The organism is Glaciecola punicea ACAM 611 (assembly GCF_000252165.1).
Taxonomy (GTDB): domain Bacteria; phylum Pseudomonadota; class Gammaproteobacteria; order Enterobacterales; family Alteromonadaceae; genus Glaciecola; species Glaciecola punicea.
In genome coordinates this window covers 66445-72845 of the sequence record NZ_BAET01000020.1, presented here as the reverse complement: position 1 = coordinate 72845, position 6401 = coordinate 66445, and the positions used below count along the sequence as shown (strand labels likewise).

The window sequence follows — 6401 nt, the reverse complement described above, 5'->3', positions numbered from 1 at the left end:
GCTAAGAATAAACGATAGCAAAACTACATCCCCAGATTAAGGTTAACAGATGAGACATGGAATGTCTTATCCACAATGATGCACTTAAGTGGTCGAATTTATAATAAGCCGGAGAATAGAAGAACCCTGCAAAGGCATACTGTTCAAGATGCGAACAGGTATTCCATGGCCCGACCTACCCCCTTACTTTGGTAAGTGGAGCGCTGTTTTCAGGCGGTTTAACTTATGGTCAAAAAAGGATGTTTTGAACGAACTGTTTCGCGTACTTACTTGTCATGCTGACACCGATTGGTTATTTATTGATGGCAATATTGTAAGAGCGCATCAGCATAATACCGGCGCGGCCACCGCTGATGATGAGTCAATAGGCAAAAGTAGAGGTGGGAATTCCACCAAAATTTACCTTGCGGTAGATAGCGGTGGTTTGCCTGTCTACTATGAATTATCTTGTCGAAATACGCATGATATTATCCATGGCGAGTCGCTAGTAGCTAATTCTCCTGCCAGCAAAATAGTGGTTGCAGACAAAGGTTACAGTAGTGAAAAATTAAGGGATTATATTCGTGAAAATGACGCTACACCGGTTATTCCGCGAAAGGTGAATAGTTTAGTGGGCAATGACCATATTGATTGGTGTATGTATAAATATCGACATTTGCTTGAGAACGCCTTTGGCCGAATTAAACAATATAGGGGGATAGCCACCAGATATGAAAAGCTAGAGCGAAACTACCATTCAATGGTCGCTCTCGCGTTTGCCATGATGTAGCTACCAATGTGGGCTGATTAATTTATGTATAGCTAAGATCAGCACGCCCTAGCATATCAAGCAAGTTCTTAGGGTAACATAATAGATTTATTTGCCTCACTTTTGTATTGTGATTTTGAGTAGAGAGCTTTAGGATTGTTAAAGTATGAATGAAAATATACAAATTCTTATCGTTGAAGATGATGAGGCAACTCGGTATATATGTGAATTTGCACTTCACAATGAGGGGTATCAGGTTACCAATGTGACAAATATCGCTGAAGCGAGAACTGCACTGGCGAAGATACATTTTAGTCTAGTGGTATTGGACTTGAATCTGCCTGACGGTAAGGGAATTACTTTGGTCCGAGAATTCAATTGGCAATCCTTTTTGATCATGACGGCGAGTGCCACTCCCCTAGACCGTTATCAGGGCTTTAATTCCGGTGCTATGGATTATTTGGTTAAACCTTTTCATCCTGGAGAGCTGTTGCACAGAATAAAAAATATATTATTTAACAAACATAGCCAATCTGTAAAAAGTATCCAATTTGGTGAGTGGATGTTGGATCTTAACAACCATACCCTCAGCCAGGCTGGCGAATTAGTTGAGTTGACACGTGGTGAATTCGCCATTTTAGCTATGCTGGCGAGCGCTAAGGGTAGAACTCTTAGCCGTGATACTCTGCTCATATCAGTCGCCCGAGAGTCAGGGGATGGGCACCCTCGGACTGTGGACGTTTTAATCTCTAGATTGCGGAAGAAAATCGAAAAAGAACCACGACGGCCTTGTTATATCTTAACTATACCGGGACTTGGATACCGTTTGGCAGATACCTTGTAGGCATGATGATACCAATATCAGCTCTGCTCATTCTTTCCCTTTTTTCTTCAATGCTGTACGGTAAAGATAAGACGCTGAGCCTAAATGAACAACAACAGCAATACCCAATGGGGCATCTTTTATCACTTTATGAAGATACATCGTCATTAATGTCCATCGAAAATATTGTAGACCCCTCGACTATTTTTTCACCTAGCCAAAGCGAAGTCCCCAATTTTGGTTTCACTGACTCGGTAATATGGTTTCGCTTCAAGCTCCGTAACGATAGTACTCTTTTTACGTGGTGGCTTGATATTGGTCACGCTCGCTTAGAACACCTAACTTTGTACCAGTTCACACCTCAAGGTTGGCAAGCACAACATAGAGGTATGGCAAATCCTCTCAACAACCCACTGCTAAGTATTCGCAGTGACCCGTTTCCTATTACGATCGCACCGGGCGAGTCGCAGACTTTCTATGTGCGGGTGCAATCACGCACTGCGCTTTCTTTGCCAGTTAACCTATGGCAACCTTTATCATTTAACGCATTTATCGAATTTTCTTCGTTGCTGAATGGCGCTAATCTGGCTGTGATAATCATTTTAACCCTCTACTCGTTATTGACTTGGTTGCTAACACGTAAGTTGCTCTATCTTCAGTTTGCCCTATTTTCCTTCAGCGTATTTCTGTTCTGGTCTACGGTGGGCGGTCATTTTCATCAGTATATCGGCCTACTGCCACAGGCCGAGTCTATAAGGATCATCTCGTTTTTTGCTTCATTAGTTAACTTATGTTATCTAATTTTTGCACGGAACTTTCTACAAAGCCGACATTATGCTCCCTTATGGGACAGACTTTTAATACTACTGATAGGCATTATTGCTCTTGAGATGGTATTGTCCATATGGGTCAACTTCAGTATTTTAGCTCGTTTCATTACTTTAGTCATGTTACTCAGTAGTTTAGTAGTATTCTCAACAGCCATCGTCATTCTGGCTAGGGGCTACAAACCAGCCCAACTATTCATCATTGTTCAAGCTATTTTATTTCCCTCTATCGTAATAAGAGCGCTGGGCATGTTTAGCATATTGCCCATTATGTTCGGCCAAATCTCTATATTTATAACCATCAGTATACTGATGCCTCTGCCAGTGATGTTATATAACCGCCGAATGAATTTCCTTGCGCGCGAAAAAGAAACAGCGCTTGCCCAAGCCATGAAGATAGAACAGATGATGGTTCAGGAACTTGAGAAACAAGTGCTCGAACGTACCCATAAACTCAAAGTGGCTCAAACGCGGTCAGAGGAGGCCAATCTTGCCAAAGGGGAGTTCCTTGCAGTAATGAGCCATGAGTTGCGAACACCAATAACAGCGATAGCCGGGGCGGCGCAACTAATCGACACGAATAGCCTGAATGAGCAAAATCATCATTTGCTAAAGACCGTGCGCCATGCAAATAAACAACTCCTAACACTCATTGATGATGTACTTGACCTAGCTAAAATGGACGCTGGACAATTAAAGCTGAAAAACAAAATCTTCTCGCTGAAACAAGTATTGCTTGATGTAATTACATTACTTACGCCAGAAGCTGAGGAACGTGGATTAATCCTTAAACTGGAAACTGAAACACTGCCAGAACAGGTCCAAGGAGATGCATCGCGCTTACGACAGATAATCACCAATTTGATAAGTAATGCGATTAAATACACCGATCACGGCCTTATCACAGTAAGAGCAGAGCTGCTCGAATCCGATGACGGTATGCTACCTATCTATATTTCGGTGGAAGATACCGGACGTGGTATTCCTAATAGATTGAAAACACAAATTTTTAGGCCTTTTATACAGGTAAACAGCAACACTAGTGAGCCCGGTAGCGTTGGCCTAGGTTTAGCAATCTGCAAACGATTGGTAACTGAGATGAACGGCACTATCGGTGTAGAAAGCGAATTAATGCAAGGCAGTCTATTTTGGTTTACGGTAGACCTGCTCCTGCCCAGTAAGCAATCCAATTTGGTGAAGACTCACTTTAAGAGCGTAGCGCCTATACATATTCTACTGGTGGAAGACATCGCGATTAACAGAGAAATCATTACGCTGCTGTTAACGCAAGACGGCCATAGGGTTACTGGTGTGGCGAGCGGACAAGAAGCACTTGACTTGTTAAACGTAGCGCCATTCGATTTGGTGCTTATGGATATACAAATGGCGGGTACAGACGGCCTGCAGGCAAGCGTTTTAATCCGCCAACAAGCGCATCAAAACTGTATCCCTATTATCGCCTTGACTGCCAGTTCTAGTCTTCAGATGAGCGTAAAATGCCGCGCGGCAGGAATGAATGCTTTAGTGAGCAAACCTTTATGCCTACAGACACTGTATGCAACGCTCGCCGCTCACACCACTATCCCAATGTTAGACTGCTTAGAGCCTCTAGATAAACAACAAATAATGGACCCACTATACGGTTTTAGCGATATTGACTCCAAAAGAATAACAGCAATTAGCCAACAAACATTAATCGAGGAAGGAGACAAGTTAACGACCGCTTGGGCAAATCAAAACTTAATACTTTTGGCCTTAGCCGCGCATAAAATTGCCGGTTGCGCCGCCATGACCGGTTTGACTGAACTGTCAAATATCAGCCTGAAATTGGAGGCAGCGGCCACAGCAGCGGATATTGAGCAACTCTATATCCTGATGGATTTATATAATAAATATCGCAAAAACTGAAAAAAATGAATATAATTACGATTTTGTTAATATTGTATTAACACACGTTAACTGACTATTTACTCTGAAATGTTATTTTTGCAGAGCTTGGTGATTTCCATCAAGAATAATGTAATGAGGAAGTTTAAATGAAAAATCTTAAAAGTTTCGTCGCAGGCACACTTTTAGTTGTTGCTGCTAGCTTAATGGTTTCTACAACTGCGAATGCACAGAGTGGATCTCGCCTTTGTGGCGTAACCATGGGTACAACGTTTGTCGGGGTAGAGATACAACAACCGGGTGGACCAGGTGGAAGAAACGCAGCGAATAACTTTTGCAATCAATTATCCAGTGAACTTTATAATAAGCTTACAGCTGAAGGTGTACCTGCAGCCTTGGTTATACGGTTGAACCCGCGTACTGAGTGTGAAGCTGTGGCAAGGACTATTTCTGGTGGCCAAAATAGTGAGTCGATATGTAATCTGATGGAAAGATCAAGCGTAGGTAACGGAGCTAATCCGTATACGGTTAAATTCACAGGAAATGGGTTTGTAGCTACGAAGGTATAGTAGCTAAGTAAGTTTAACATAAGACATTAATCTAAAAGAATTTAAGCAGACTATCGTCTTCCACGGTTCTTTTAGATTACCAAATATCGTTTAATGAAATTAATGTTGTTCATGACTCAACTAAGTATATTTTTTAACATTGAGTTACCTAGTAAATGTCAATTAACATGACCGGTTCAAGACTTGTTGAGACCGTCAACGTTTTTATCAGCGTGCCCAATGGTTACGACTCATTGAAAATTTTGACTTGCTCATTATCTGACTTTCTTGTTTGCTTCGGCATAATCATTGCGGTCACTGCACAAGCTGATACAACAATAGTAAACACCCGAAATGGTGCAACAATAGGGTCGATAACAATAAACAAAATAATTACTGCTTCAAAGGGTAATCCTAATGGTGCTAATACAATTGCTAACAATGATAAAAGTGCAATACCGGAAGAGCCAGCACTTGCTATTCCGGCCAACATAGACCCCACAACAACAATAAGCAGCTCACTGACACCTAAATTGACTTCATATAATTGTGCGACAAATATCGTTGCCAGTGCGAAGTAGACCGTTGGCCCGATACGGCATAAACTGAACGTAAGTGGTATTAAAAGATCAACATTTTCTTTGTCATAACCGAGTTTATTCTGCATAGTATTTAAGGACGAAGGTAAACATGCCAGACTGTTTGCAGTGGCAAACGCAATCGCAGCAGGCTCTTTAAATGTCTTAGCGGTTTCTACAAAATTCCCTGTTCTGCTGCGTAACACGATAACACTCAGGATAATCAGCACGACAAAAGAGCATAGCGCTATTATGATAAACTTCAGCATCGATAAAATTACATCAATGCTAACTTGCGAAAAACTACTCGCCAGCAAACCACAGATACCAAATGGCAGCAAATACATTAGCCAATTAACCAATTGAGTAAATGATACGTAAATGGCTTCCAAGGTTGTCATCATATGCTCAGATACTTCTTTTTTTATTGACCCTACAGCGAGTCCAAATAAAATAGAGAAAAATAATATGTTAAGCATACTGCCAGTGGTTAAGGCATGAAAGATGTTGTTCGGTACAATGCTATATAAAAAGTCCTTCAGGATATTTTTATCATTTAATGCTTCATAGGGCGTAAAAATGGATATTTCTAGCTCGGATTCATTTGCTGATTGGACAATATTACCCAGAGACAACTGCGCATCATTACCCAAATTGTTGCCTGGGCCACCTAAAATACCTAAACTGACACCTACTACACCGGCTATCAAAATGCTACCCGCAAATACGAGCAGCATTCGCTTAATAAAACGAGTGTCACCCTTGCCGCTTTTTAAGCGACCAATACTCAACGAGATTGCTGAGATAACAATAGGTAAAATACACATTTTAAGTATATCTAAGTAGATCACACCCACAGGGCTGAAAAAGCCGACATATTCTGGCTTAAAGAAACCAATGTAAACACCAGAACATAGACCAAGAAATATAGCCCAGGGACTTTTCAGCGCCTCAAAATTTATCCATTTTATCTTATGCTTGCTCATACAT

Annotated in this window: 5 protein-coding genes; 4 read left to right on the top strand and 1 reads right to left on the bottom strand. The window is 41.3% G+C overall.

Features of this window, described 5'->3' with window-relative positions; translation table 11 throughout:
* Window positions 1–27 precede the first annotated feature (27 nt).
* The 4 genes from GPUN_RS09085 to GPUN_RS09070 all read left to right on the top strand — a co-directional run bounded on the left by GPUN_RS09085 (window position 28) and on the right by GPUN_RS09070 (window position 4854).
* A protein-coding gene (locus tag GPUN_RS09085) for an IS5 family transposase (RefSeq protein WP_141567265.1) occupies window positions 28–769 on the top strand; the annotation gives its coding sequence in 2 pieces (ribosomal slippage) (window positions 28–132 and window positions 134–769; 741 coding nt in all).
* 145 nt (window positions 770–914) lie between these two features.
* Window positions 915–1592, top strand: a complete 678-nt coding sequence (locus tag GPUN_RS09080) for a response regulator transcription factor (protein ID WP_006005872.1) — start codon at window positions 915–917, stop codon at window positions 1590–1592.
* The gene (locus tag GPUN_RS09075; RefSeq protein ID WP_158309268.1) at window positions 1538–4306 is read left to right on the top strand and encodes a hybrid sensor histidine kinase/response regulator; all 2769 of its coding nucleotides are present in this window, start codon (window positions 1538–1540) and stop codon (window positions 4304–4306) included. Before GPUN_RS09080 ends, GPUN_RS09075 begins: the two co-directional genes overlap by 55 nt.
* A 128-nt stretch (window positions 4307–4434) precedes the next feature.
* The gene (locus GPUN_RS09070; RefSeq protein ID WP_040520791.1) at window positions 4435–4854 is read left to right on the top strand and encodes a hypothetical protein; all 420 of its coding nucleotides are present in this window, start codon (window positions 4435–4437) and stop codon (window positions 4852–4854) included.
* Window positions 4855–5077: 223 nt separating this feature from the next.
* Here GPUN_RS09070 and GPUN_RS09065 read toward each other — a convergent pair whose 3' ends face one another.
* On the bottom strand, window positions 5078–6397 hold the full coding sequence (locus tag GPUN_RS09065) for a dicarboxylate/amino acid:cation symporter (RefSeq protein WP_006005867.1): 1320 nt from the start codon (window positions 6395–6397) through the stop codon (window positions 5078–5080).
* Between the last annotated feature and the right edge of the window lie 4 nt (window positions 6398–6401).